The 23,689-nt window shown below is 49.4% G+C and carries 20 protein-coding genes; 13 read left to right on the forward strand and 7 right to left on the reverse strand.

Going from position 1 to position 23,689, the window contains the following annotated elements; genetic code table 11:
* Positions 1–1,958: 1,958 nt before the first annotated feature.
* A complete protein-coding gene (locus tag Dia5BBH33_RS09195) occupies positions 1,959–3,143 on the forward strand; it encodes a nucleotide sugar dehydrogenase (protein ID WP_143332858.1) in 1,185 nt (394 codons plus the stop codon).
* Positions 3,144–3,222: 79 nt separating this feature from the next.
* On the opposite strand, the gene Dia5BBH33_RS09200 is transcribed toward Dia5BBH33_RS09195, so the two are convergent.
* The 5 genes from Dia5BBH33_RS09200 to Dia5BBH33_RS09215 all read right to left on the reverse strand — a co-directional run bounded on the left by Dia5BBH33_RS09200 (position 3,223) and on the right by Dia5BBH33_RS09215 (position 6,551).
* Positions 3,223–3,609 carry a metal-dependent transcriptional regulator gene (locus Dia5BBH33_RS09200; RefSeq protein WP_022381705.1) on the reverse strand — a complete coding sequence of 129 codons (387 nt, stop codon included), beginning with the start codon at positions 3,607–3,609 and terminating at the stop codon, positions 3,223–3,225.
* A gap of 390 nt (positions 3,610–3,999) precedes the next feature.
* Complete coding sequence (locus Dia5BBH33_RS11200; protein ID WP_198419604.1) at positions 4,000–4,362, reverse strand: hypothetical protein; 363 nt, start codon at positions 4,360–4,362, stop codon at positions 4,000–4,002.
* The gene (locus tag Dia5BBH33_RS09205; protein WP_198419605.1) at positions 4,334–5,329 is read right to left on the reverse strand and encodes a radical SAM protein; all 996 of its coding nucleotides are present in this window, start codon (positions 5,327–5,329) and stop codon (positions 4,334–4,336) included. The genes Dia5BBH33_RS11200 and Dia5BBH33_RS09205 overlap by 29 nt, the downstream gene beginning before the upstream one ends.
* An 80-nt stretch (positions 5,330–5,409) precedes the next feature.
* On the reverse strand, positions 5,410–5,934 hold the full coding sequence (locus tag Dia5BBH33_RS09210) for a flavodoxin family protein (RefSeq protein ID WP_108850462.1): 525 nt from the start codon (positions 5,932–5,934) through the stop codon (positions 5,410–5,412).
* 11 nt (positions 5,935–5,945) lie between these two features.
* Complete coding sequence (locus tag Dia5BBH33_RS09215) at positions 5,946–6,551, reverse strand: TonB-dependent receptor domain-containing protein (RefSeq protein ID WP_143332859.1); 606 nt, start codon at positions 6,549–6,551, stop codon at positions 5,946–5,948.
* On the opposite strand from Dia5BBH33_RS09215, the gene trkA reads away from it, so the two are divergent.
* The 3 genes from trkA to Dia5BBH33_RS11335 are packed head-to-tail and all read left to right on the forward strand — an operon-like array spanning position 6,435 to position 9,201.
* The gene (gene trkA, locus Dia5BBH33_RS09220) at positions 6,435–7,751 is read left to right on the forward strand and encodes a Trk system potassium transporter TrkA (RefSeq protein ID WP_370807155.1); all 1,317 of its coding nucleotides are present in this window, start codon (positions 6,435–6,437) and stop codon (positions 7,749–7,751) included. The two genes, Dia5BBH33_RS09215 and trkA, sit on opposite strands and share 117 nt — an antisense overlap.
* A 1-nt stretch (position 7,752) precedes the next feature.
* The gene (locus Dia5BBH33_RS09225) at positions 7,753–8,922 is read left to right on the forward strand and encodes a TrkH family potassium uptake protein (protein WP_232518043.1); all 1,170 of its coding nucleotides are present in this window, start codon (positions 7,753–7,755) and stop codon (positions 8,920–8,922) included.
* Complete coding sequence (locus Dia5BBH33_RS11335; protein ID WP_231939264.1) at positions 8,923–9,201, forward strand: hypothetical protein; 279 nt, start codon at positions 8,923–8,925, stop codon at positions 9,199–9,201.
* 1,096 nt (positions 9,202–10,297) lie between these two features.
* On the opposite strand, the gene Dia5BBH33_RS09230 is transcribed toward Dia5BBH33_RS11335, so the two are convergent.
* Positions 10,298–11,002 carry a Bax inhibitor-1/YccA family protein gene (locus Dia5BBH33_RS09230; protein WP_108850460.1) on the reverse strand — a complete coding sequence of 235 codons (705 nt, stop codon included), beginning with the start codon at positions 11,000–11,002 and terminating at the stop codon, positions 10,298–10,300.
* Between the two features lie 124 nt (positions 11,003–11,126).
* Positions 11,127–12,569: a WG repeat-containing protein gene (locus Dia5BBH33_RS09235; protein ID WP_143332860.1), complete on the reverse strand. Its 1,443-nt coding sequence runs from the start codon at positions 12,567–12,569 to the stop codon at positions 11,127–11,129.
* Between the two features lie 150 nt (positions 12,570–12,719).
* Between Dia5BBH33_RS09235 and Dia5BBH33_RS09240 the strand changes: the two genes are divergently transcribed.
* From Dia5BBH33_RS09240 to Dia5BBH33_RS09280, 9 genes are all read left to right on the forward strand, one after another.
* Positions 12,720–14,156, forward strand: coding sequence for an IS5 family transposase (locus Dia5BBH33_RS09240; RefSeq protein WP_143332861.1), 1,437 nt, complete (start codon positions 12,720–12,722; stop codon positions 14,154–14,156).
* Between the two features lie 1,019 nt (positions 14,157–15,175).
* On the forward strand, positions 15,176–16,381 hold the full coding sequence (locus tag Dia5BBH33_RS09245; protein ID WP_143332862.1) for a glycosyltransferase: 1,206 nt from the start codon (positions 15,176–15,178) through the stop codon (positions 16,379–16,381).
* The gene (locus tag Dia5BBH33_RS09250; RefSeq protein ID WP_162501788.1) at positions 16,374–17,399 is read left to right on the forward strand and encodes a glycosyltransferase family 8 protein; all 1,026 of its coding nucleotides are present in this window, start codon (positions 16,374–16,376) and stop codon (positions 17,397–17,399) included. The genes Dia5BBH33_RS09245 and Dia5BBH33_RS09250 overlap by 8 nt, the downstream gene beginning before the upstream one ends.
* A gap of 19 nt (positions 17,400–17,418) precedes the next feature.
* Positions 17,419–18,630, forward strand: a complete 1,212-nt coding sequence (locus Dia5BBH33_RS09255) for an O-antigen ligase family protein (RefSeq protein WP_162501789.1) — start codon at positions 17,419–17,421, stop codon at positions 18,628–18,630.
* 61 nt (positions 18,631–18,691) lie between these two features.
* Positions 18,692–19,693 carry a glycosyltransferase family 2 protein gene (locus Dia5BBH33_RS09260; protein WP_143332865.1) on the forward strand — a complete coding sequence of 334 codons (1,002 nt, stop codon included), beginning with the start codon at positions 18,692–18,694 and terminating at the stop codon, positions 19,691–19,693.
* A gap of 187 nt (positions 19,694–19,880) precedes the next feature.
* On the forward strand, positions 19,881–20,390 hold the full coding sequence (locus Dia5BBH33_RS09265) for a WlaTC/HtrL family glycosyltransferase (protein WP_162501790.1): 510 nt from the start codon (positions 19,881–19,883) through the stop codon (positions 20,388–20,390).
* Positions 20,391–20,475: 85 nt separating this feature from the next.
* Positions 20,476–21,528 (forward strand): IS30 family transposase, encoded by a 1,053-nt coding sequence (locus Dia5BBH33_RS09270; RefSeq protein ID WP_143332537.1) that lies wholly within the window; start codon positions 20,476–20,478, stop codon positions 21,526–21,528.
* 117 nt (positions 21,529–21,645) lie between these two features.
* The gene (locus Dia5BBH33_RS09275; RefSeq protein WP_162501791.1) at positions 21,646–22,029 is read left to right on the forward strand and encodes a hypothetical protein; all 384 of its coding nucleotides are present in this window, start codon (positions 21,646–21,648) and stop codon (positions 22,027–22,029) included.
* A gap of 70 nt (positions 22,030–22,099) precedes the next feature.
* Positions 22,100–23,515 carry an IS5 family transposase gene (locus tag Dia5BBH33_RS09280; protein WP_143332868.1) on the forward strand — a complete coding sequence of 472 codons (1,416 nt, stop codon included), beginning with the start codon at positions 22,100–22,102 and terminating at the stop codon, positions 23,513–23,515.
* Positions 23,516–23,689: the final 174 nt, after the last annotated feature.

The raw sequence follows: 23,689 nt of genomic DNA on the forward strand, positions 1-23,689 counted from the left end.
CCTTTCGACTGTCCGTCATGCGGCCATCCGACTAGTATGGGAAGGGGGTCGGACCGGTCTTTAATTGGGAAGGTCATGACGAACTATATGGAATGCCCGATGAGAGGGGAAGGTTGGAGTTTGGAGATAGATGTGCCCCCTCATGCGATGCTGATTCCCGTATGGGATGAATGAAAAATTTCCTTAGAAAGTTCCCGGTACATGCCGGCAGCCGATCAGCCTGGGCTGGCGCTCTGCCGTAAAAAACAAAAATCGCAGTCAAACGCGGGGAAGAAGACGGACTTCCTTGCCTGGCGTTCGCTGCGAAAAAAGGTGCTTTGAAAACGTTTCAAAATCGTAAGAGCCCCCCTTGCGGCTTGCGAGTATATCGCCGCAGTGGTTACGGTGATTCCCTTTCCCCCGAAAGAAAATTCACGTCCGTCCCCCGGACCACTGCTTGATCGAGATGCTGATGCAGGATCTTCCGGCCGTTCCCTGGAAACTCCCCAGTCTCCTCGGATCTGCCTTGATGAAAGATCTCCGTTAATTATCAGCGTATTTAAATCTCCCGTTCTTTGACTTCAATATATAATAAAAGGGAAATTATAAGAAATACTAATAAGAGATAAGAAGTTTATACTTTTATTATAAGTCGATCGGTTTGTTCTAACTTCCTTTACTCCTATGCATTCCTGCGATAGGTTTCCTCTTTTCAGCTGCAAAAATACACTTGTTTTCCCTAAAATCAGATACTAATTCCCTATTTTCCCTAAAGGCAGACACTCGTTTTGCGATCTTCTTTCAGCAGATCATAGAAATATTTGTGAATGAGCCCGTCATTTCATACGCGCATCTTATAATCTTCCCTTACTCGCTTATAACAGATTCTGATTAGTAACGGCAATTTCATGGATATCAGAAGTATCAGAACTTCAACGAAAAAGGCCCTCAGGTAAGCTGAGGGACAGCGATATGACAAAATGTACAATCATTTCTCCACAGTCCTTTTTCTATTGGAATATTCTATTATCGGATTATCCAGCACTTATATGCGCCGGCTTTGTCTGAATACCAAAAAACCTCGCTTCGCTCGAGGAAATGAACCTCCTCAGGCGACTCTGTCGCCAGCTCCCCCTACGGGGCAAGCTCAAAAAAACCCTTAAACCGAACTTCGTTCGAGAAATGCTAAAGGTAGTATTTACATAATTTTGTCACAGCTTTTTTTTTGATGGCCATATTATGGAAAGCCCAAGAGAATGGAAATCTGGAAAAATCTTCCTCTCAGGCGTTTTCCCTTATTCCGTCACTCCGGTCTTTGCCATAAGTTTCCGGATCAGGATTTCCTGTCTGGCGAGTTTAATATCTGAAGCAGCATCCGTCTTTGAGTGTACGGAAATTTCCAAATCTTGCTGTCAGTATAAATGAAATCAGTCTCCAAGAGAAATCGTAATCACCAATAGGTTCTTCCCAGCCTGCTATAAGCGTTTGTGCCATCTTCAAGAAATCCCAGCAAAAAAGACTCCTAGTCGGAAACCAGAAGTCTTTTTCACCGCCGTCGTCCATGATGGAGAGTGGGACGATGGCACACCCGTCTGCAGCCGGGATTACGGGCTGCGCGGTATGGAGACGCAGCCGTCAAGGCGGAAGGTTCATCCAGGGAGGGAGCAGACGGGCAATATGGATGGTCCCGCAGCGGACCGGGGAGTGAAAACGTAAGTTTAACTGTCCTGCCGCGGGGCGGTCCTTCGGCAGGGCGCCTGACCCGGGAAGGATGCGCTGATAGATGCACTTTGTTTGCATCTCCTGCCATCTATAGTATAAACCAATTTTTTATTTAGATAAAATCGCAGTATTTCATAAGGTCCCCTCTCTTCTTGAATAAGCGTTAAAACCTAACGATTTTCACCCTATTTCTCCTGCTAAAGGCCAGAAAAGAGTGTATAATAAAAGGGATAATTTCTTCAGAAAGAGGGCTCACCATGAAAATCGCAATTGCAGGCACAGGCTACGTTGGCCTCTCCAATGCCATCCTCCTCTCCCAGCACCACAAGGTTACTGCCGTGGACGTCATCCAGGAAAAAGTGGATATGGTCAACAGGAAGGAATCCCCGATTGTCGACGATTACATCGAAGACTACCTGGCGCACAAGGATCTCGACCTCACCGCCACCATGGACGGTGACAGCGCATACAGGGAAGCAGACCTGATCGTCATCGCCGCTCCGACGAACTACGACACGGAGACGAACCACTTCGACACATCGGCCGTCGAAGCCATCCTCTCCCAGATCCAGCGCGTCGGTTCCAAGGCCATCGTCGTCATCAAATCCACCATTCCGATCGGATACACCCAGGAAATTTCTGCCGTCTATCCTGACCTTTCCATTCTCTTCGCACCGGAATTCCTCCGCGAAGGCAAAGCTCTCTACGACAACCTCTACCCGTCCCGCATCATCGTCGGGATCCCGAAAGGCAAAGAAGCCCTCCGCCCCGAAGCAGAAAAATTCGCAGCCCTGGAACAGGAAGGCGCCGTCCGCGAGAACATTCCGGTCCTCATCACAGGATCGTCTGAAGCAGAGTCCATCAAACTCTTCTCCAACACCTTCCTCGCCATCCGCGTCGCCTACTTCAATGAAATCGACACCTATGCCGAAGAAAAGGGCCTGAAGACCGCCGACATTATCAAAGGCATGGGCTACGACCCCAGAATCGGCGATTTCTACAACAATCCTTCCTTCGGCTACGGCGGATACTGCCTGCCGAAAGACACCCGCCAGCTCCTCTCGAACTTCGAAGGCATCCCGGAAACCATGATCCGCGCCGTCGTCGATTCCAACGAGACAAGGAAATCCTTCATCGCTGACCGCATTGCCGCCAGAAATCCGAAGAAAGCCGGCATCTACCGCCTCATCATGAAGAGCGGCAGCGACAACTTCCGCTCCTCCGCCATTCAGGGCGTCATCGAGCGTCTGAGGGACAAGGACATTCCCCTTCTCATCTACGAACCGTCTTACAAGGGAGACTCCTTCATGGGCATCCCCGTCACCAAAGACCTTCAGCAGCTCAAGGATGAATGCGACATCATCCTCACCAACCGCGAAGAAAAAGACCTCGAAGACGTCAAGGATAAAGTCTACACCAGAGACCTCTTTACCAGAGACTAAGGAACCCTATAGTAAAAGCAAAAAGAACTATTGTGAAATGAAAAATCACTTCGCAATAGTTCTTTTTATTGTCCAATCTTTATTTCTGCGTTTCTTCCTTTTTCAGCCTGTCATATTCCTTCTTCAAGGCCGCAAAGGTTTCATCGCTGATATCATGCTCGATCTTGCATGCATCGTCGAGGGCGTGCTTTTCGGAAACGCCCATGGATTCCAGAATGTAGGAAAGGACCTGATGCCTTTCATAGATCCGCTCGGCGATCGTCTGTCCTGCCTCCGTCAGATGGATGCAGTTGGATTCATCCACCGTAATCAAGCCTTCCTGGCGAAATTTCTTCATGGCAATGCTGATCGTGGGCTTGGAATACCCCATTTCATTGGCCACGTCGATGGATCTCACTGTTCCAAGGCGCTTCTTCAATACAAGGATCGTCTTCATATACATTTCCGTTGCTTCATGTACTTCCATGAGATCACCTGCTTTCGTCAAGAATCATTTTATCATCCATGCTGTATTTTACCATACAGTGTATCTATTATAACTTTTCGCCCCCTGTATAGCAAACCGATGGGCATGGGGCTTGGGCATGGAAAATCCCGGAAAATGCGCGTTCCCTAGTGCCGCTAATACTTGCCTTCCCAGACGGGGAAGGTGCCCGAAGGGCGGATAGGGTTGATTACCTCGCAGCGGAGCTGCGGTTTTGTGGTTCCCCTTCAGCTTATCATCTGCCTTCCAAGTTGATTAATTGGCTGAACGCTAGAATATATCCCATCAAAAAGGACCGCGGCAAAATGATGGCACATTTTGCCACAGCCCCAATTTTATGTTTCCAGGCGAACCGCCTGTCAGGAAACAGCACTATCCCTGTGCGGCGATTCTCCTGTGCTGGATTTCCGTTTCTTCTCCCATGAGATGGTTCACGCTTTCAAGGAGTGTCTGCGTCATATTGACCTGCCAGAACTGATTGGCTTCGGTCAGCTGGTACAGGTAGCCGTTATGCTTCCAAAGGCCGTAGTCTTCCCACAATGGTCCCAGGAATTCCATGCTGGCCAGTTTTTCTTCCCTCTGGATCAGTTTATCAAGGTCGAGCCTGCTCTGATTCATCTGCCCCTGGATATCTTCTTTTAGATGGGCATTGGGCGACTGGTTCATCAGGAACATCATCGGTTTTCTTCCTTCATCGATGGCCTTTTCATAGGCCGGAAGCCTGCGGTCGAGCATGGTGGAAAGACCGTCGACATGGCCGCCAGCCCCGCAGCCAAAGGGGAAGAGGTGCGTACCGAAGCGGGCCTGCGTATTGTAGAGGCTCCGCTCCCTGTTGTTCCTTGCCCAGTGGCAGAAACTGAGGCGCTTGTATCCCTTGTGCGTCGAGGTAATTCTTGCCGAAGGAGAACATGGCAGACTGCACCTGCGTCGGTGCGGCCGGAGGGAGTTTCCCTCTCTGGATGGCCAGATTGAGGTCGCTGTGTTCAAAGACATTCAGCTGGTAGAGATCAGCACCGTCGATGCCCGATTCCACGAGCGTTTCCACGTCCTTGTGCCACACGTCCATCGTTTGGTACGGCAGCCCGTACATGAGGTCGATGACGACAGCGCACTGGTTGTAGGACAGAAGCTCCTGCAGGTGGGAGAATACCGTCTCCCCGTCGTCGATGCGGCCCACGGCCTGACGGACCTTCGTATCGAAGGACTGCACGCCGAGCGACATGCGGTTCACGCCGTTTCTGAACCATACGTCCATCTTCTCCGGGACGAGGTCATGCACACGGCCTTCGAAGGTGAGTTCGTAGTCATTGGCAAGCGGCAGACATCTCTGGATCGTGGAAAGAAGGCGGCCTGCATTTTCAGGAGAGAGGGAGGTCGGTGTGCCGCCTCCGATGAATACGGCCTGAATCGGCGCGCTGGAGAGTCGCGGGGAATCCGCACCCATCTCGATGTCCTTTACCAGATGGTCGATGTAGCGGTCTTCTTCGTCCTGGTTCGTCCCGTTCTGGAAGAAGGGGGCAGTAGAGGCATTTCGTCTTGCAGAAGGGAATATGGATATAAGCCATCTGCGTCGGATGCCCTTCCACGGGCTTTGCCATGATATCCCGCCAGACCTTCTGCGCCATGGGAGGCGGCACCATGCTCCCTCCCATGGCGGCATGGACGACCCTCTTGCTGTCGAAAGCCAGACGGAGCGGCTCATCCGTCTTCCTTCCGAACTGCATCACCCTCTTCTCGGGCGTCAGCTGGTCAAAATAATTTCTTAAATCCATCGCACTCTCCTTACTTTTCAGCCTGGATGAAATTCATCACATTCCGGGCAAAAGCGGCTGCATTTTCAAGGTCTGCTGCATCCGGATGCGTGGAAGCTTCCTTGTGGCGCGCCTCGCTTTCCGGATTTCTTCCATGCGGATTGTCTGCCGGGAAACGCTTGTACATCGCTTCGATCAGCTGGGGATCGACTTTGCCCTGGCAGATAAATGTGCCTGCCGGTTTCTTTCCTTCCGGAAGAAGGGAGGCGCCGTTCTTGAGGCAGTCCTGTGCATGGCTGCTGGCCGGATTGACGCCGGCCGTCGCGAAGACAGCCACATGGCGGTTATGGAGATTTTCCAGAACCTTTCTGGATGCATCATCGGCCGTGCCCTTGTCGACCCAGAAGCCCATGAAGACGCAGTCATAATCAGAGAGAGACTCATTCATCTCGCGGATATTGCGGCAGGGCGTCCCCTCCGGCAGCGCAGAAGCGATCGCCTCTGCCACCATCTTCGCATTCCCGGTCCTTGTCGAATATAAAACGATACTTTTCATGAAGTCCTCCCTTAGAATTTAAATGTCACGCCGGTTCTCCAGGTGCGTCCGTAAATGGAGTAATCATCGTCATCGGAGAATGTCTTGTCGAAAATGTTGTCGACGCCGGCATAGATCTGTGTCGACTTGGAGATGTCCTTGGTAACGACGAAATTGGTCGTGCTGTAGGTGTAGTTCTTTCCTTCGCCGTCGAGGTAATCCTTGTACCAGAGGTTGTAGAGAGATGCGGTCCACGGATTTTCCTTCGCATCGGTCCAGGAAATCTGCACGAGGCCGTTCATGCGCGCGTTTTCAGAAATGCGGGCATTCGTTTCCTTGTCTCTGGCATCCAGGTAGGTCAGGTTCACCTTGGCATCCCAGTGCTTGTTGAAGCGGTAGCTGTATTCCCCTTCGACGCCGTCCATGACCGCATTGTCGATATTGACGTACTGGTAGCGGACGATTCTTCCGAAGCGGCCGAGCAGCTGGGAATTGATCATGTTCTTGATCTTATTGTGGAAATAGGTCACCTTGCCAGCGCCGTTTCCTCTTTCAAATTCAAGGCCGATATCAAAGGTTCTGGACTTTTCTGCCTCGAGATCGCTGTTGCCCCAGACCTGGATGTGCTTACCATCCATGCCGACGGCACTAGTCCTTCCTTTATGCGGAGCCGGGATGCTTCGAAGAGCGACCTGCTGGTGGCGGTGACGGCCATGGATGAGGTCAATATTATCGCCTGCATGCTGGCGAAGAAGAACGGCATTCCCCATACCATCGCCCGCATCCGAGATCCGAAATTCCTCTCGGAGCCGGTGGACTACATCAAGGAGAATTTCGACATCGACCTGGTACTGAGTCCGGAGCTCATTACGGCCCGTGAAATCAGCCGGCTGGTGATGACGCCCTCCGCCATTAACGTGGAGGATTTTGCAAAAGGCCGGGTGCGTCTTCTGGAAATGAAACTCAGTCCCCGCTCTCCCTTTGCCCATAAGGAATTAAAGGACATCACCCTGCCGCCATCCGTTCTCATCGCCCTCATCCTCCGGGACCACCACATGATTATCCCCCACGGCAGTGACAGGCTGCTGCCGCTGGACAACGTGTATTTCCTTGGAAATCCGGAATCCCTTGCAGAAATTTCATCCCACAGCCATGCCAAGTACCAGCGCCGAACGAAGAAGGCCCTCATCATCGGCGCCGGCCGCACGGGGCAGGCCCTGGCTCCCATGCTGGAGAAGCAGGGGATTTCAGTGAAGGTCATCGACAATAATGAAGACCACTGCCAGCAGATGGTGGAAAGGCTGAAAAAGGGCATGGTCCTCTGCGGCGACGGCACGGACATGGACATGCTTACCCAGGAAGGGGTATCGGAGGCGGACACGGTTATCTGCACCACCAAGGACGAAAGGCTGAACCTCATGATGGCCCTTCTGGCAAAACATCTGGGCGCCGGACAGACCATGGTGCGGGTGACCCGCACGGAATACATCGCCCTCATGCAGCAGGTGGGCATCGACATCGTCCTGTCCACCCGCCTTCTCGCGGCCGGTGAGGTGCTTGCCTTTGTGCGGAGCGGAAGCGTGGTTTCTGTGTCCCTGCTGGAAGGGGCCAGGGCAGAGGCTTTGGAAATCGTCATTCCCGAAGGTTCCAAGGCCGCCGGAAAGCCCCTCATGAAGGCGAATCTCCCCAAGTCCTGCCTGGTAGGCGCCTATGTGCGGGATGGCAGGGTTTACATTCCTGACGGCCATTCCGTCCTTGCCGCCGGTGACAGCGTCATTCTCATTGCAGAGGCGGACAGGGCGCAGGACGTGATTTCCTATTTCAAAGGCAGGGACTAGTATGAACATCCGCATCATCCAATCCATGCTCTCCCGCATCCTTCTGGGCGCCGGCGCCGTGCTCCTTCTTCCCCTCCTTCTGTCCCTTTATTACGGAGGGCCGGTGCTTTCCTTCCTCATCCCTGCCCTGCTGTCCCTTCTTCTTTACCTTCTTCTCCGCAGAAGAAATCTATCTCCCAATGTGAGCCTCACGCCCCGGGAGGGCACCGCCATCACCGCCCTTTCCTGGATTGCCGTGTCCCTGCTCTATGCCATTCCCTATATCTGTTCCGGCACCCTCTCCCCGCTGGACGGACTGGTGGAAAGCGTGTCCGGCCTCACCGGCACCGGGGCCACCGTCATCAATGACCTTTCGCCCCTGCCGCCGTCCATTCTTTTCTTCCGCGCCATGACCCACTGGCTGGGAGGTCTGGGCATCATCGTCATCTTCGTGGCCCTCTTCCCCCAGGCCGGACGGGGCACCACGAAAATGGTGAATGCCGAAAGCACAGGACCCACCTCTTCCAAGCCCCTCCCCCGCATCAAAGAAACGGCACTGGCCCTTTTCTGCGTGTACTTTTGTTTCACCGCCGCTGCCACGGCGGCCTTAATGCTATGGGGCATGGGTTTCTGGGAAGCATTGGACCATGCCTTCTCCACCATTGCCACCGGCGGTTTTTCCACCAGAAATGAAAACATTGCCTACTATCACAGCTTTTCCCTGGAAATGATACTCACCTTTTTCATGGTTATTTCCAGCGCCAACTTCGGCCTCTACGTGGACGCCTGGAAACGGGGTCTCCATGTACTCCTGCAGGATACGGAATTCAAAGTCTACCTCCTCATGGTGGCAGCGGCGGTCCTTCTCATCACCGCCTCCCAGGTGCTTCAGGGCCATATGCCCCTTCCGGAATCCCTCCGGGAAGCCCTCTTCCAGTCCGCCTCCCTGTCCTCCACCACCGGCTACGTATCCGCCGACTTCGACCAATGGCCTTCCTTTGCTAAATTTATCCTTCTCCTCATCATCATAGCCGGAGGCTGCGGCGGCTCCACCGCCGGCGGGCTGAAGGTAATGCGCCTCATTCTTCTCTTCAAATGCTTCTCCGCCATTCTGAAGCTCCACATGCACCCAAGGGCGGTTTTCCACATGACCGTGGGAAAGGAAAAATTCTCCCGGAATACGGTACTCTAGGTGCTGGCCTTCTTCTTCATCTACATGGCCCTCTCCACCCTGTGGGCAGGGGCCATGATGTTTGACGGCCTTGCCTTCATGGACGCCCTGGGCGTGGCCTTCTCCACCATGAGCTACGACGGCCCCGCCTTCGGTGCATTCGGCGCCACCTGCACCTACGCAGCCCTGCCGGATTTCTCCAAGGTCATCGTCTGCCTGTCCATGCTCTTCGGAAGGCTGGAATCCGTAACCCTCCTCTCCATTTTCATCCCTTCCTTCTGGAAAAAGAGCGGATGGTGAGGATGAGATGATAGAAGATAGACGATAGATAATAGAAATTAGAAGATAGAAGGTAGACAGTCAGACTTCAGACGGTCAGACAATCAGACACCTGCGACCCCCTACTGTCATGTTGAGCGGGGCTGCACGGCGGTATTGGCGGTAAGTGTTTTATTTCCTATTGATACTCTGAGCCCAGAAATCTCCCGCCACAATGTTGCTTGTCCCGTTTCGGAGTGAGATTTCTCCACTCCACTTCTTTCCGGTCGAAATGACAGGGGCGGCGGGCTGTGTACAGGCGTTTGAGGAAGAAACAGAATGGCACAGGTGCTGCCCCACCTCTACTGTCATTTCGAGCGGGGCGGCATGTCGGTATGAGGGTAAAGGTTTTATCCTCTATTGATACTCTGAGCCCTAAAATCTCCCACCAATAGGGCTTGTACTATTTCGGAGTGAGATTTCTCCACTCTGTGGAGACTCTGCATAGAGTCTCCAAGTCAGCCGAAGTTGGCCTCCAGCCTGCCCGATAAGAGGCTTTCCTATTGGCGGCTGACCGGCTCCGGTTGAAATGACAGGGGCGGCGAGCTGTGTACAGGCATCTCTGAAAGAAGCAGAATGGCACAGGTGCAGCCCCCTCTACTGTCATTTCGAGCGGGGCTGCATGTCGGTATGAGGGTAAAGGTTTTATCCTTTATTGATACTCTGAGCCCAGAAATCTCCCGCCGTCATGAGGCTTGTACCATTTCGGAGTGGGATTTCTCCACTTCGCTTCGCTCCGGTCGAAATGACAGGGGCGGCGGGCGAAGATAGAAGATAGAAGTTAGAAGTTAGACAGTCAGACCTCAGACGGTCAGACTTCGGACACGCTGCCCACTCTACTGTCATTTCGAGCGGGGCTGCATGTCGGTTTTGGCGGCAAATGGTCTGTGTCCTATTGATGCTCTGAGTCGAGAAATCTCCCGCCACAATGCAGCTTGTCCCATTTCGGAGTGAGATTTCTCCACTCCACTTCGTTCCGGTCGAAATGACAGAGACGGCGGGCTGCCGACGGTCATTCACTCCAAATACGGGCATTCAAAAAAGCGTGGAAACGAAGCTCCACGCTTTTTTGATGTCCCTATTTCTTCTCGCCGAAGAGGCGGAGGAGGTAAATGAAGATGTTAATGAAATCCAGGTACAGGGTGAGGGCGCCCATGATGGCTATCTTCTGTCCTTCGTCGGTGGCCCGGGAATGATAGGTGAGGGCCAGGCGTTTGATGGACTGGGTGTCATAAATGGTGAGGCCCGTGAAAATCAGGATGCCGGCGTAGGAAATAAGCATCTGCAGCAGGGTGCTGTCGAAGAAGAAACCCACGACCGTGGCCAGGATGATGCCGAAAAGTCCCATGAGGCACATATTTCCCAGCTTCGACAAATCCGCCTTCGTCACATAGCCGTACACCGACATGATGCCGAAGGTGCCGGCGGTCATGAAGAACACGCCGCCGATGGAAGAAAGGGTGTAGGTCAAAAATACCGCCGACAGGGTAATGCCGTTCAGCACCGAATACACCAGAAACATGACCGCCGCCGTTTTCAGAGACATTTTCCCCATGGCAGAGGACAGACGCCATACCAGGGCAAAGGTGGCCACGATGAGCACCAGGGTGCCGGTGCGGCTTCCCATGAAAAGCCCCCGGAGCAGGGCATTATCCGCCACGAACCATGCGCTGAATCCCGTCACCACCAGGGCGATGGCCATCCAGGCATACACATCCTTCATGAGACCGGGCATATTGATGGAAATACTTTTCTCCCGTTCCGCTGTCAATTCGTCATACATAGAAAGACTCCTTTCTGAATGAAATATCTTATATCGATTTATTTGAGAAAAGAAGCGGCCTTCGCAAAGAATGCCGCCCTTTTATGGCCTTTTATATTTATATTGTAACACAGCCTGTACAGTGTCACATCATCTGTACATCCTTATACAGGGGAGATTTCACCCACTGCCCGTGGATATCCACAAGCCCCCAGAGTCCGTGGGATTTCACCGGTGCCAGGCCATGTCGGAAAGGCCGCGCCGCCTCTCCTTCCGGAAGGGTGAACAGAATCTTTCCTTCCCGGTCCAGGGCATGGATTTTCTTTCCCTCTTCCAGCCAGGCCAGCCCCTCTTCCGAATAGGGCTGCATGACGGCGCCGGAGGGAAGCTCACGAATGACGCCGCTTTCTCCGGAAAGCACCGTCTTACCGCCCATTTCATAAAGCACGCGGTCTTTCCCGAGGAATGTAATCCGGTCATACAGGAAATCCATGACCTGCCTGCCGTCCTCCAGACGGAAGGCACCCATCTTTCCTTTTTCCTTATCCCTCAGAGTCACCAGCCCTTCCTCTTCATAGAGCCTGCCGCCGGAAAGGTCATAGCGCCCCGGCGGGATGATGTACTCTCCCTTCCGGTTCACGAAGCCCAGAAGGCCGTGGTCCTTCACGAAGGTGCCCCATTCTGTCATGGGATATACCTCGTCGGAGCGGCTGTCCACCACGATACGTCCCTGCCGGTCCAGATAGCCCCGCTTCACGCCGTCATAGGAAAGAGGAAGCATTTCATCGCCTCCGCCGCTGCCGCCAAGGCCCCCAAGCACGGCCCCTGCCAGGGTGCCCCAGTTGAAACGGTTCACCTTCCGCCGGTACTCCGCCAAACCATCCTCATAGGGTCCCACGCTGTCAAATTCCGCGGTAAAAAGAAGTTTCCCCGACCCGTCGATGCCGCCCTTCCGTCCGTCGGAAAGCTGCACAAAAGCAATGCCCTCGCTGAAAGGCGCCAGCACCTCCCTATACAGCGGCGCCGTCACCCGATTTCCACGGTCATCAAGAATACCGTATTTCCCCTTTTCCCTGTAAAAAGAAGGGCCCTCTTCTCTATCCGGAAACGCCACGCGGCCATCTGCGGTGATATAGGAAATCTTCTTTCCCTTCTTCACCTGAAACAGCCCATTTCCTTCATAGGACATGGAATCCCAGAAAGCAGGAACGATTTCATGTCCCTCCCGGTTCAGGAGCCCCCAGCCCTTTTTATTCCGAAACGCAGCGGTGACACCATAGCCATAAACATCACTTTCCCCCCTGCGCCGGTGAACATCGCCGGGAAGGCCGTTCTTTGCCAGGTAGGGATACAGCAGGCCTCCCGCCGCCGGCGAAGAAGGCAGGTTCACCGATATATCGTAATGGGTGGTCTTTTTCGATGATTTTTCCCTCGTCTCCACCCTGCCTGTCTCCATAGTGGAAACAGAGCCCTCCCGATGGATATGGGTATAAGAAAAAGCCGGTTCCTCTCCCCGGGCAGGAGAAAATGCAGCCGGCAGAAGCAGGAGGGATGTGATAAGCAGAATCTTTCCGGTTCTGTAGTTCATAGAGCGTCCTTTCTATTTAGTGCATGCTGAATAACTATTTATGATAGAATATATTAGATAACTACTGAGATTTAACATGTAATATTGTATAATATATGCATAGTTAATTTTAGCATCCCCAGATTTTCTTTGCACATAGGAGCTCTATTCATGTATAAACTCACTCCCCAGTACCAGCAAATTTCTATTTTTGACTTCAATCAGCCGGGTGGGCTCCAGCTTTCCTCCGACAATAGATGGGTTCAGCTGGCGGATTCCCTTGAGTGGAACAAGTATGAAGAACGCTATGCTGAACAGTTCCCTTCTAAAACAGGACGTCCGGGAATTCCTTTTCGTATTGCCTTTGGCGCATATATTATCCAGAAGGCAACCGGAGCTTCCGACAGGAAATTATGTGAGCTCATTGCAGAAAATTCATATTATCAGTATTTCCTTGGGCTCCCATCTTTTCAGCCTGAATGCCCGTTCACCTACTCTGCTATGGTGTATTTTAGAAAGAGATTCACGCCTGAGTTCCTTATGGAAGTCAATGAAATGATTCTGGCAGCGTTTGATGTAACGCCGGAACACAGGGAGGATAAGTTGGAGGTGCCTAATGGCACTGCTCTCCCCGACAATATGGGGACCTTGATTCTGAATGCGACCTGTTCTCCTTCGAATATCCGGTATCCTCAGGATTTCTCGCTTCTCAATGAAGCTAGGGAGCATCTGGAGGGGATGATTGACTATTTCAATGATACCTACCATCCCTGGGCTAAGCCAAGGACTTACCGGGAAATCGCAAGAAAGGACTATCTGAAGCTGGCAAAGTCCAAGAGAAGGTCTGCAAAAGCTGTCAGAATGCAGATTCGGCGGGAGTTATTCAATCTTGCCCGTGATATGCGCTATATCGAACAGTACCTTGCGGCAGGCTATGAGCTTCCGGAGAAGTATCGGCAGTTGTACCAGACCATTCAGAAGCTGTATGAGCAGCAGAAGTACATGTATGACCACAAGACACATCGAATCGAGCATAGGATTGTCAGCCTGCGTCAGCCCCATCTGAGGCCCATTGTACGCGGCAAGGTCAAGGCACCGGTAGAATTTGGCGCCAAGTACGATGTGAGCATTGATGAAAAGGGACACGCCCGGATGGAAAAGCTGTCATTCGACCCTTACAATGAAGGCGGCGTTCTGACTGATGCAGTGGAACGGTATAAAACCCGTACCGGCCATTATCCTACGAAGGTGCTGGTCGATCAGATTTATCGCACTCGCACAAACCGAGAGTTCTGCAAGCAGCGTGGAATTCGCATGTCCGGGCCTCGCTTAGGGCGTCCGCCAAAAGAGAAACCGAAGCCAACAAAGGAAGAATACCAGGACAATGTCGATATAATCGAGGTTGAGCGCTTCTTCAGCTTAGATAAGCACTGCTATGGTGCCGGTCTTATCATGACTAAACTGCCGGAGACGACGTTGTCTTCTATCGCCATGTCTGTTCTTGTGGGGAATCTGTTCAGAATCCCCACGGGGTCTCTTTTTTTGCTCTATTTTGTGGATTCAGGGGTAGAATCAGAGTCTCAGCACTATATGGAGTTAGCAGACTGAGGTTCCAAGGCATTCTCAAGGTCAAAAATGCCTTCTGAGGGGTGAATTTTCACATTTTGAGGGTGTTTTAGGTTATTTTTGCAAAGGGTGGTTTTTTAACAGCCACTAAATAGCTCGCTATTCGCGTCGACTGATTCCTTGCATTAAATAAAAATACAAGAATGAAATTCGATAACGATTTAATCAGCGCTTCCCTAACGTGAAATAACGTGAGAATGTTAAATTAAAACCGTCAGAGATTGGCTGCAGGTTATGCTTTTGAAATCAATTTGCAGGGAATGGCGACGGAAGAGATATGTTCAGACCCAGCGAATATGACGCTGCTTCAGAGCCGCTCCATACGCATGTGAGAGTCATGGGATACGCAATAGAGAACCGGTGAATATGCAGAAGAGAGCCATTCGTTTTATGGGTATGATTTCTTCCGGAATTCCCTGTATTTATGGGCTTAGTTATACTTATCGCAAAGACAACAGGCCGGCTCTCCATTTCGTATTGGAGTTTAAAAAGCAGGCGGCTTCGGTCAGGGTATCATGTGGCTCTCGGCCGCGTATTGGGACTTATGGCGCATAATACTCACAATGAAATAAGCAGGATGAAATCAGGCATTTTTACATCGAATAGGATGTTAGAATGCCTGATTTCATGTGGCGAATCATTCTTGAATTAAACTATTAAGCAGCATACTGCACGAAAATGCTTTTGAAATGAATTTGCAGGGAATGGCGGCGGAAGAGATATGTTCAGATGGTGTTTTTATTGAAGCCTTGTTATTTGTGTAGGGAAATATGGGAAATCCTTGCTTATTGATGGAATACATATATAATAAAAAAGATAAGCAAAACGTTATTTAATATGATGAATTTTTGGCGGTTCTGCGTTATGGGCTGCGGAGCAGTGTCTGTATGGTTTCAGGAGACCGCAGGGAATGTTTATTACGAGAGAGGGCTTCAGCATCAGAGGCCTGCCGAGGCTGATTGCGGGTTCTGAAGGGGAAGTTGTTTTTAGGTGATTATTCTATGAAAATTGTACTGGCTTATTTTGAAAAGTTTATAGAGATGAGCGGCGGCATTGAGCGGGTGTGCTGCAATATGGCGAATGCTATGGCAGCCCGGGGGCACGAGGTTTCTATTGTTTATTGCTATGGCAGGTCGGGCAGGCCTTTTTATGCGCTGGATAGTGCGGTAAAGACGTATAATCTCATGGCGGAGCACCCGGATAAATGGAAGAATCCATCTCTGGGGCAGTGTGTGTCCGGATTTAATAAGGTCGTCAGGGAAGTACTGCGCATTTTCAGTAAAAGTCAGGCACGGGAATGGAATGAGTCCTGCAAAGGCCGGATGATACAGCAGGAAATAAAAAATAGGATAGATACTATTCAACCTGACATTATTGTTTCTTTCCGTTATGAGACCAGTAATTACCTGCTTCATTTTGCCCATGTGAAGGTACCGGTTATTACTATGTTTCACATGAGTCCGGATTTCATTCTTCCTGGAGCGCCTAAAGGGGAGATTCGGGCTATAGCAGAAAGCAGCCGAGCCCAGGTGCTGTTGAAACGGGATATCCCGGTGGTGGAGAGGTTTTGCCCCGGTGCCCATGTGGTCTGGATTCCCAATGCAGTGCCGCAGTATGAGGAACATGCAGATCCGGGAGCAGAGAAGAAGACTTACACCATTATCAATGCGGCACGGCTGAATAAACCGCAGAAGCGTCAGCATCTGCTGGTGGAGGCTTTTGCCGGATTGGCGAAGGACTATCCGGACTGGCGTGTGGAGCTTTGGGGCGGTGGCAATGATTCCGGTGCTTCCTATGCCAAAGAGCTCAGGGAGCAGATTCGGAAGTATTATCTGGAAAATCAGGTGTTTCTTAAAGGTGAAAGTACTCATATCATTAATCAGTATAAGAAATCTGATATATTCTGTTTCCCCAGTGCTTATGAGGGGTTCCCTCTTGCGATGACAGAGGCTATGAGCTCCGGTCTTCCTGTGGTGGGATTTAAGAGCTGTACGGCGGTGGTGGATTTGATTGATGACGGCAGGACCGGAGTCCTGGTGGATGATGGAGCAGAATCTTTTGCCAAAGGAATGAAGATACTGATGGACAGCAGGGAAAAAAGAGAAAAAATGGGAGCGCAGGCCAGAGAGGCTATGAAGGGGTATGCTCCGGAAGCTATATGGAATATGTGGGAAAAGTTGTTGAATGAGGTGGTCAGCGGTGAGTAATTTACAGGAGCAGAAAGGAATTTCTTCATTTGATGGGGCTATCCTGAAAAAAGAGGAAATAGGGGATACTTCGGGCGAGGTTTATCACATTGCCTTTTCCGGAACGTCTAATTATCTTGTTCATACAGGTATTTCCATGGTCTCTATTCTGGAAAGCAATCCCAAGAGGGCTTTCCATTTCCATGTATTCATCAATGGCATTGAGCCGGAAGATAAGGAAAAGATGGAGATCGTGGCCCATCGGTGGAACTGCCGGATTACTCTATATTATGTGGATGATTCTTTTTTCAGGGAAATGCTGCATCGTGACGGTATTGCTGCCTTTTTCTACAGGTTCCTTGTTCCTCCTCTTCTGGGAGAGGAGCAGATTCAGCGGGTGCTGTATCTGGATGGGGACATTATGTGCCAGAACTCGCTTGATGAGCTGATGAATGTTGATTTGGGCGGTAATATAGCTGCCTGTGTGGAAGATACCAGCCCTGCCTATGCAGAAATGCGGAGAAAAAAGGTGGGGACGAAGGCTTACTTTAATTCCGGAATGATGCTGATTGATATAAATAATTGGAATGAAGTGGCTGTTTCTTTCAAGGCTGCCGATATGGCGGTTCAGAGGAAGGCATCGGGGAAACCGCTGGCGTCCCACGACCAGGATATCCTGAATATCCTGCTGGATGGTCGTTTCCTGATGATGCCTAAGAAATATAATTATATTTACAACATAGACATGAAGGGCTTTTTCCAAAAGCAGGAGCCCCTAGTTTATGATCAGTCAGCGGTACTGGTTCATTTCGCCGGTATTGTCAAACCATGGCGCAGCTGGGTGCAGGATTTGCCGGGAGTTGAGAAGTATCACAGTTTTGCACAAACTTCTCCCTGGAAGGATGTTCCGCTGGTGGGCTTTCGGAGGCATAAGGATATCCATCAGGCGGCCCGTCATGCACGGCGTATGGGAAAATATGGAAAAATGGTGCAGATGTATGGCAAGTATTTATCTGATAAATTTGTCAGACATGAGTGAATAAAGAATGGGGAATTTTATGAATCACGGAGAGGAATTCATGTGGCCGGCAGCGGTTACTGCTGCGGTGATTACATGGGGGGCTACGGCCTATAATTACACGAATACAGGGTTTTCAGTGGCAATGATTATATTTGCCCTTTTTGTCATTTATACCTTATTTAAACGGGAAAAGGTCCCGGCCATACATCTTGATAGAAAACTGGTTGGAGCTTTTGCAATTCTTTATGGGGCTCTATTCATAGCCACACTTTTTCATCTGGACAATATAAAAAATCTGTATGGTGGATATTTCTGCGCTGTCGGCTTTGTGCTGTATACTCTTCCTTTGTGGATGCTGCTCTATGTGGGATGGGATAGGGATATCCGGAAAATAGCCTGCTTGACGTTATATGCTGTTCTCTATGCCCTGTGTCTCTATGGTATAGGCAAATATTTTGCATTGGGAGAGAGCAGATTGAGCAGCTTTTATCATTTTTCAACACGCATCGGCATGATGTTGGATATGTTTATTCCCTTCACTGTGGCCATTGCAGTGTATTACCGGCGGAAATGTCCGTGGATTTTTAAGGCGGGGGTTATACTTCTTCCGCTGGAAATGGTCACCTTATATCTGGCAGAAGTCCGTGGTTCCATGATGGGGATTTCGGCAGCCGTGGTGGTTACACTGACCCTTTGGCTTCATTATAGGGGAAAAGCATTTTCTGGAAAAACGCGTTTCCTGCTGATTGGAGGAGCGGCGGCGTTTGTTCTGGCAGCGGCTGTTTATGCAGTCTTCCTGCGCTGGGGAAATATGAACGCCATGATGGGCGGTGAACGTTTCCTTATGTGGGAAAGCAGCTGGCATATGTGGCTGAATCATCCTCTGACCGGCATCGGGCTGAACGGATGGCAGGCATCCTATGCATCAGGTCCGTATCATCCTTTGAACAGTTTAGAAGCAGGGCAAATTATGCCTCATAATGTATTCGTCTATTTTTTTGCAACGAGTGGGCTGCTGGGTGGACTGGGATACATTGCGTATTGTATATTGGTTATGGCATATCTTCTTTGCCGTGTTAAAACGCATACCGATGACATTTTTGGCTGGGCAATGCTTTTTGCCTTTGTTGCGGCCACAGTGCATGGACTGACCGACCAGACTTTTATTTTGAAACTGACTGGGCGTATACTTTATATGCTGATGGGAATCAGTCTGCTTTTTGAAAGATGGGAGTATAAAAGAACATAAGTCATTACTGCTTATATGGCTTTAATGGATTGAAGTGGTATGTCGGTATGGGGAGATTTTTATGGCTAAAAATATACCTGCAGTGTCTATGATTGTTCCTTGCTACAATGCGGAAAATTTTATACAGAGAGGCATTTCAAGTATTATTCATCAGACATGCCCTGATTGGGAACTGATTCTAGTGGATGATGGCTCTACTGATTCTACAGCTGCTATTTGCCAAAGGGCGACAGCAGAAGATGAAAGAGTACATTTTGTGCGCCAGAAAAACCAGGGAGTCAGCGCTGCCAGAAATAGGGGACTCGATATGGCAAAGGGACAGTATGTCATGTTCATGGACTCGGATGATTATGTGAACCCGGATATTCTTGCTTTTACATTAAAGGAAGCTGCCAAATATGATGCGGATATCGTCATGGTAGGACATAATCGGGTAGAAAAGGATGGAAATATTCATTCTGACTCAAGCCATTGGTCAGATACTGAAAACAGCGACAAAATCAAAGAAGATATACTCCTTAACCGGCTTCCCAATTTTGTGTGGGGGAAGTTGTATAAAAAATCTTTATGGGATGATATCCGACTGCCGGTGGGGCAGGTCATGGAAGATTTGTACATTATGCCTGAAGTGTTCTACCGGGCGGGACAGGTTATCCTTCGGAAAGAACCTTATTACTACTACAGCCATGAGAATGAACATAGCATTATGTCGGAAGCCGGCACTCATTACATACGAAGGAAATATGATCATTTCCTGGCGTGGAAGAACCATGAAAAGATTGCTGACCATTACAACAATAATGGTGCCGCTTTTTTCTGTGCGCAGAAGTCCATGCGCTCAATCATCAGGGCATTGTCTTTAGATGCAGGGGTTAATGCATTATCAGAAGCTGAGAAAATTTATGGACGTACGTATATTAGGGAATGCAGGGTACCTTTGCCATTCCTTACATGCGTTGTTCGAGATGTTCTGCTATCCAATCATACAGGCCTGTTACATTTTATGGGTAAAGCACAGCGCATGTTAATAGAGCGGCAGCAAAAGAGAAGAGCAAGAAGATAAGTAGCGAATTTGCTGTCAACTTTGTCAATACTCCTTGAAGGAGTTTAAAAGATAGTAAAGAATAGCTGATATGAAGCAATCATAACTATGGAAATTACAGAAATTAGCTGTACGATGCTTTTATCGTAGATGATTATAAAAGAATTAGTGCTCAAATAAGTTATTCATGAATAGAAAGAGAGGACATATGTCTGAAATCACACTAGTCACAGCATTTTTTGAGATAAATAGAAGTACTTGGGTTAAATTTTCTAGGACTGAAAAGACATATTTTAAGCATTTTGATCACTGGGCCCGAATGAAAAATAGGTTAGTGGTATATACTATGCCAGAGATGGTCTCCGAAGTTCTTGCAATTCGACGGAAGTATGGTCTGGAAGATAGGACGATAGTTGTCCCTATAAATGACGTAACTAAGGAAGTGCCTGATGTATATCAAGATATAAAGTATGCAATGGAGAATAAGGACTCTTGGTTATTTCATGATGCTTTGGCAAATCCAGAAAGTTGGAATTACAGATATAATTATATAACTTGCATTAAGTCGTATTGGGTACAAAAAGCTGTCAAGGACGGATTTGCCAAAGGTACAGTTGCGTGGATAGATTTTGGATTTGATCATGGTGGAGAGGATTTTCCTTATTCTGAAGATTTTAACTTTTTGTGGTCGTATGATTTTTCATGGCGGATTGTATAATTAAGTTGAACACTTAAAAATCCATAGCGAACCCTTGTGGTAAAATGTAGTTGCACAAAAAACACAACCACAAAGGAGAATCGCTATGGATCAAAATCATTTTACCACGGATACGTTACGCAAAAAAGGGGCTCATTTAACTTTTGAGGAACGAGTCATTATCCAAACGCGTCTCCGCGACAAGCAATCGTATCGGAGCATAGCCCGTGAGATTGGGTGCTGTGTCAATACGGTACGCAACGAGGTGAAGCGTGGCAAGGTTCTTTGCTATAACGGCAAGGTGGAACGCTATCGCGCAGCAGACGGGCAAAGCACCTATGAGGCGCATCGCGAAAACTGTGGTCGCAAATGCGACGCCATAGCAAAGGGAGCATTCCTCGACTATGTGCAGAAGAGACTTCAGGAACATCACTGGTCGCTCGATGCCTGCTTTGGCAGGGCACTGGTTACGGGAGAATTTCAACGTGGCGAGATGGTCTGTACGAAAACCCTGTACAACTATGTCACGCTGGGGCTCCTAGGAAAAATCAAGAGTATTGACCTGCCCTTGCGCGTCAAGCGAAAAAACGCCAGGAAGCGGGTTCGTGAGCGTAAGAAGAAGTTCGGCCGCAGTATAGATGAGCGCGATCCTTCTGTGGATGAGCGTCAGGATTTCGGGCATTGGGAGTGTGACCTTGTACTGGGATCTCGCTCAAAGGACGAAGTACTGCTGACTCTGGTTGAGCGCAAGACACGCTGTTCCCTCATCAGAAAACTGCCCAACAAGGAAAGTGCCTCTGTAATAGCAGCCTTCAGAAAATTGAAGGATGGAATGTTCCGCGGCTGTTTCAGCCGAGTGTTCCTCAGCATTACGACAGACAATGGCAGTGAGTTTTCTAGCCTGTCGGAGCTAGAGAAACTAAGTCACACACGGATCTATTATGCGCATCCGTACTGCTCCAGCGACAAAGGTACGAATGAGAATCACAACGGCTTATTCCGTCGATTTCTTCCCAAAGGGAAGAAAATCCAGGATTACCCAGTGGAATACATTTCCAGAGTAGAGTGCTGGGCCAACACCCTGCCAAGAAAAATACTCGGCTATAAGACACCCGAGGAGTGCTTTAGGGAAGAAATGCTTGCAGCACTTACTGCATAAAGGTTCGCCGGGTGTTCAACTTATTATTGCAATTCGGGGTATGATTTTTCACCGAAAGTTCATATTTTTCTTCTTTGTCCTCTGAATAACGATCCTATTTTTAAGGTTGTTCAGGCAATGGGGACTTACATTCGAGGCAATATTACCGTAGCTCCAGATAGGTTATGGCTTATTCTTTGGCAAGATACTTACGAAGCTCTTAAATCGCTCACGGAATGTGGCATGGCAGATGATGACCAAACTCTCATGCTGATGGCATATCGTCGACATCCAGAAAACTTTGAACCACATATGGCGTCCTACTGGGGCGAAGGACTTGGTGCTTATGGTGGCGATACACTTAGAAGACGTATTCACAAGCCGAAAAGGAATAATGCTTTTCATAGACTCTGGCGTAAGCAGAGGGCAAGATGGAAGGCTAAAATTCAAGAATTGAAAACTAAACATCGCATTAAGAAGCGACATGCGGAACGAATTGAGAAGGAATATTTTAATAAATAGTACTTTGGCATAACAATTTCTTTTTCTATGGCGGCTGCCTATCAGAGGATCTGATTGAAACCATTGTGAAATCGAACTGCATAAGAAAGGATTTTATCGCCAACCGGGTGGGCTCCAGCTTTCCTCCGACAATAGATGGGTTCAGCTGGCGGATTCCCTTGAGTGGAACAAGTATGAAGAACGCTATGCTGAACAGTTCCCTTCTAAAACAGGACGTCCGGGAATTCCTTTTCGTATTGCCTTTGGCGCATATATTATCCAGAAGGCAACCGGAGCTTCCGACAGGAAATTATGTGAGCTCATTGCAGAAAATTCATATTATCAGTATTTCCTTGGGCTCCCATCTTTTCAGCCTGAATGCCCGTTCACCTACTCTGCTATGGTGTATTTTAGAAAGAGATTCACGCCTGAGTTCCTTATGGAAGTCAATGAAATGATTCTGGCAGCGTCTGATGTAACGCCGGAACACAGGGAGGATAAGTTGGAGGTGCCTGATGGCACTGCTCTCCCCGACAATATGGGGACCTTGATTCTGGATGCGACCTGTTCTCCTTCGAATATCCGGTATCCTCAGGATTTCTCGCTTCTCAATGAAGCCAGGGAGCATCTGGAGGGGATAATTGACTATTTCAATGATACCTACCATCCCTGGGCTAAGCCAAGGACTTACCGGGAAATCGCAAGAAAGGACTATCTGAAGCTGGCAAAGTCCAAGAGAAGGTCTGCAAAAGCTGTCAGAATGCAGATTCGGCGGGAGTTATTCAATCTTGCCCGTGATATGCGCTATATCGAACAGTACCTTGCGGCAGGCTATGAGCTTCCGGAGAAGTATCGGCAGTTGTACCAGACCATTCAGAAGCTGTATGAGCAGCAGAAGTACATGTATGACCACAAGACACATCGAATCGAGCATAGGATTGTCAGCCTGCGTCAGCCCCATCTGAGGCCCATTGTACGCGGCAAGGTCAAGGCACCGGTAGAATTTGGCGCCAAGTACGATGTGAGCATTGATGAAAAGGGACACGCCCGGATGGAAAAGCTGTCATTCGACCCTTACAATGAAGGCAACGTTCTGACTGATGCAGTGGAACGGTATAAAACCCGTACCGGCCATTATCCTACGAAGGTGCTGGTCGATCAGATTTATCGCACTCGCACAAACCGAGAGTTATGCAAGCAGCGTGGAATTCGCATGTCCGGGCCTCGCTTAGGGCGTCCGCCAAAAGAGAAACAGAAGCCAACAAAGGAAGAATACCAGGACAATGTCGATATAATCGAGGTTGAGCGCTTCTTCAGCTTAGATAAGCACTGCTATGGTGCCGGTCTTATCATGACTAAACTGCCGGAGACGACGTTGTCTTCTATCGCCATGTCTGTTCTTGTGGGGAATCTGTTCAGAATCCCCACGGGGTCTCTTTTTTTGCTCTATTTTGTGGATTCAGGGGCAGAATCAGAGTCTCAGCACTATATGGAGTTAGCAGACTGAGGTTCCAAGGCATTCTCAAGGTCAAAAATGCCTTCTGAGGGGTGAATTTTCACATTTTGAGGGTGTTTGCACTGGTCAACGTATTTTGGACACAAAATCTCAAAAATTAGATGTCAAAAAAATAAATAAGTGAAATTAAATGAAATTGTGTAACTCTTAATTTGGACAAAAGGC

The sequence above is a fragment of the Dialister hominis genome, from assembly GCF_007164725.1.
GTDB classification, from domain to species: domain Bacteria; phylum Bacillota; class Negativicutes; order Veillonellales; family Dialisteraceae; genus Dialister; species Dialister hominis.